The 3,255-nt window shown below is 56.2% G+C and carries 2 protein-coding genes; both read left to right on the top strand.

The window, feature by feature from the left end; genetic code table 11:
* Positions 1 to 141 precede the first annotated feature (141 nt).
* Positions 142 to 2,100 (top strand): DNA topoisomerase IV subunit B, encoded by a 1,959-nt coding sequence (gene parE / locus HCZ87_RS20355; RefSeq protein ID WP_167646897.1) that lies wholly within the window; start codon positions 142 to 144, stop codon positions 2,098 to 2,100.
* A complete protein-coding gene (locus HCZ87_RS20350; protein ID WP_167646895.1) occupies positions 2,101 to 3,144 on the top strand; it encodes a GTP pyrophosphokinase family protein in 1,044 nt (347 codons plus the stop codon).
* Positions 3,145 to 3,255 lie beyond the last annotated feature (111 nt).

Genomic DNA, 3,255 nt, shown 5'->3' with positions numbered 1-3,255 from the left:
GCACCGGGCCCCGCCTCCGCCCGGCCGACCCCACATCGCGCTGCGCCGCTTATCCACAGCCCCGTCACGCCCCTTCCCCCGCACCGCGACATGCGCCATAATGAACGCCAACCAAACCAATAGATATGAGCAGAGCAGCCTATGGCCGACGATCTCCTGAGCCCCTCCTCGTCCGAAATCTACGATGCCTCCTCGATCGAGGTGCTGGAGGGGTTGGAGCCCGTGCGTCAACGCCCCGGCATGTATATCGGCGGCACCGACGAGCGCGCGCTGCATCATATGGTGGCGGAAATCCTCGACAACTCCATGGACGAGGCCGTCGCCGGTCACGCCAACCGCATCGAGGTCACGCTGAACGCCGATTATTCCGTGACCATCACCGACAATGGCCGTGGCATCCCGATCGACCCGCACCCGAAATTCCCCGACAAATCGGCGCTGGAGGTGATCCTCTGCACCCTGCACGCGGGCGGCAAATTCTCCGGCAAGGCCTATCAGACCTCCGGCGGTCTGCACGGCGTGGGCTCTTCCGTGGTCAATGCGCTCTCCGATCTGATGGTGGTGCAGGTCGCCAAGAACAAGGAACTCTTCGAGCAGCGCTTCTCCCGGGGCATCCCGCAGGGCCCGGTTGCCAAGATCGGCGCCGCCCCCAACCGGCGCGGCACCAGCGTGACCTTCCACGCCGACGAGGAGATCTTTGGCTCTCACCGTTTCAAGCCCAAGCGCCTGCTGACCCTCGTGCGCTCAAAGGCCTATCTGTTCTCCGGCGTCGAGATCCGCTGGAAAAGCGCCATCGACGACGGTGAAACCCCGCGGGAGGCCACCTTCCATTTCCCCGGCGGGCTCAAGGATTACCTCTCCGAGGTGCTGGGCAAATCCTCCGTCTATGCCGACGCGCCTTTCGCAGGCAAAGTCGAGTTCCGCGAGAAATTCAACGCCCCCGGCTATGTCGAATGGGCGATCAACTGGACCCCCTCGCGCGATGGCTTCACCCAGAGCTACTGTAACACCGTGCCCACCCCCGAAGGTGGCACCCATGTGGCGGGCTTCTGGGCCGCGATCCTCAAGGGCATCAAGGCCTACGGCGAACTTGTCGGCAACAAGAAGGCGGCACAGATCACCCGCGAGGACCTGATGGCCGGGGGCTGCGCGCTGATCTCCTGCTTCATCGCCGACCCCGCCTTTGTCGGGCAGACCAAGGACCGGCTCTCGACCGAGGGCGCGGCGCGGATGGTGGAAAACTCCGTGCGCGACCACTTTGACAACTGGCTCGCCGCCGATACCAAATCCGCCGGCGCCATCCTCGATTTCCTCGTGCTGCGCGCCGAGGAACGCCTGCGCCGCAAGCAGGAAAAAGAAACCCAGCGCAAATCGGCCACCAAGAAGCTGCGCCTGCCCGGCAAGCTCACCGATTGCACCTCCAAGGACCGCTCCGGCACCGAGCTGTTCATCGTCGAGGGCGACTCCGCCGGTGGCTCCGGCAAGGGCGCGCGCTACCGCGAATATCAGGCGCTGCTGCCGCTCAAGGGCAAGATCCTCAACGTGCTCGGCGCCGCCTCCGGCAAGCTCAGCTCCAACGCCGAGATCCGCGATCTGTGCGAAGCGCTCGGCGTCGGGCTGGGCACCAAATTCAACCTCGACGATCTGCGCTATGACAAGATCATCATCATGACCGATGCCGACGTGGACGGCGCCCATATCGCCTCGCTCCTGATGACCTTCTTCTTCACCCAGATGCGCCCGCTCATTGACGGCGGCCATCTCTACCTCGCCTGCCCGCCCCTCTTCCGCCTGACGCAAGGCGCCAAGCGCGTCTATTGCCTCGACGAGGCCGAGCGCGACATGTGGCTGGAAAAGGGCCTGGGCGGCAAAGGCAAGATTGATGTCTCCCGCTTCAAAGGTCTCGGCGAGATGGACGCAAAAGACCTGAAAGAGACCACCATGGACCCCAAGACCCGCAAACTGATCCGGGTCACCATCGACGAGGACGAACCCGGCGAAACCGGCGACCTGGTCGAGCGCCTGATGGGTAAAAAACCCGAACTGCGCTACCAATATATTCAGGAAAACGCGAAGTTCGTGGAGGAGTTGGACGTTTAAATGAACTTAAAGAAATTTGAAGAAGACCTCTCCAACAGTAAGAAAATATTTGAAAAGCTAAATGAAGCAGGAAAAACAATCATAAAGCACCACCTGGAAGAACGAAACATACCGTTCTCTGAAATAAAATCTCGCATCAAAGATCCCAATAGCGCAATCGAAAAACAAAGATCCAAGAAATACGAGTCTCCCATGCGTGACATGACCGACTTGGTTGCCTTTCGCGTAATTGTTTTTCTCGAGAGTGACGTCGAAAAGGTTGAAGAAATCCTCCGATCCACCTTTGAAATAGATGAAAACAACTGCATCGACAAAAGAAAAAAGTCGATAGATCAAGTCGGATACCGATCACTTCATCTTGTTTGCAGTTTGGGCGATGATAGGAAATCTGTGCCCGAGTACTCCACGCTCTGCAATTCAAAATTTGAAATCCAAATCAGAACCGCTTTGGAAAATGCCTGGGCCGAGATTGAGCACAAACAAAATTACAAGGGGGAGAATTCACTTCCCGAAAGTTTGCAGCGACGTCTAATGATTGTTGCTGGTGCGCTTGAACTTGTTGACAAAGAGTTTTCCAACATTGTTAAAGAAGCGGCACAGTACACTCATGAGCTAGCCAACAGCACAGAATCTGTTCTTGAGGACAAGATTTCTACTACGTCAGCGGAAGCTCTTTTAGAAAACTTAGCAAAAGAAGAGGGAAAGCAGTATAAACCTGTAAAAAATAAATTCAAAAACACCCTAATTGGTGAGCTTGCAGCATTTGGCATCAATTCCAACAAAGAATTGAAGGGACTAATCGAAACCACAAAAGCGAAAGTTCTTCAGAACGATGATGAGCTTACACTCTTAGGTTTCTATCGCGACTCCATGATGGCCAAAGATTTGGAAAGATACCTACGAGCCTCCTACAACAATTCATTTACCTTTCTTTTAGACGAAATTGAATTTCTTGAAGGCGTTTGCGAATACAAGAACGTTCGATCCATTCTTAAAAAATATGATGCAGATTTTGATGAAGTACGCTGGTCTGACATTGAATAGCCCACCCAACACAAGGCCCGCGCCTGACCTTGGGGAGGCATGAAGCGCCTTCGTCGTGCTGAAAGCACGCCTCCCGCGTGACGGGAAGGTCAGGCGCGGGCCGTGCCGCTG

Source organism: Phaeobacter sp. HF9A (assembly GCF_011806385.1).
GTDB lineage: Bacteria > Pseudomonadota > Alphaproteobacteria > Rhodobacterales > Rhodobacteraceae > Epibacterium.
Note: the sequence above shows the minus strand (reverse complement) of the source record. Positions and strands in the feature narration are given on the sequence as shown.

Bases quoted from the DNA above. Each gene is read 5' to 3' on its own strand.
- parE (WP_167646897.1), top strand. From the start codon at position 142: ATGGCCGACGATCTCCTGAGCCCCTCCTCGTCCGAAATCTACGATGCC.
- HCZ87_RS20350 (WP_167646895.1), top strand. From the start codon at position 2,101: ATGAACTTAAAGAAATTTGAAGAAGACCTCTCCAACAGTAAGAAAATA.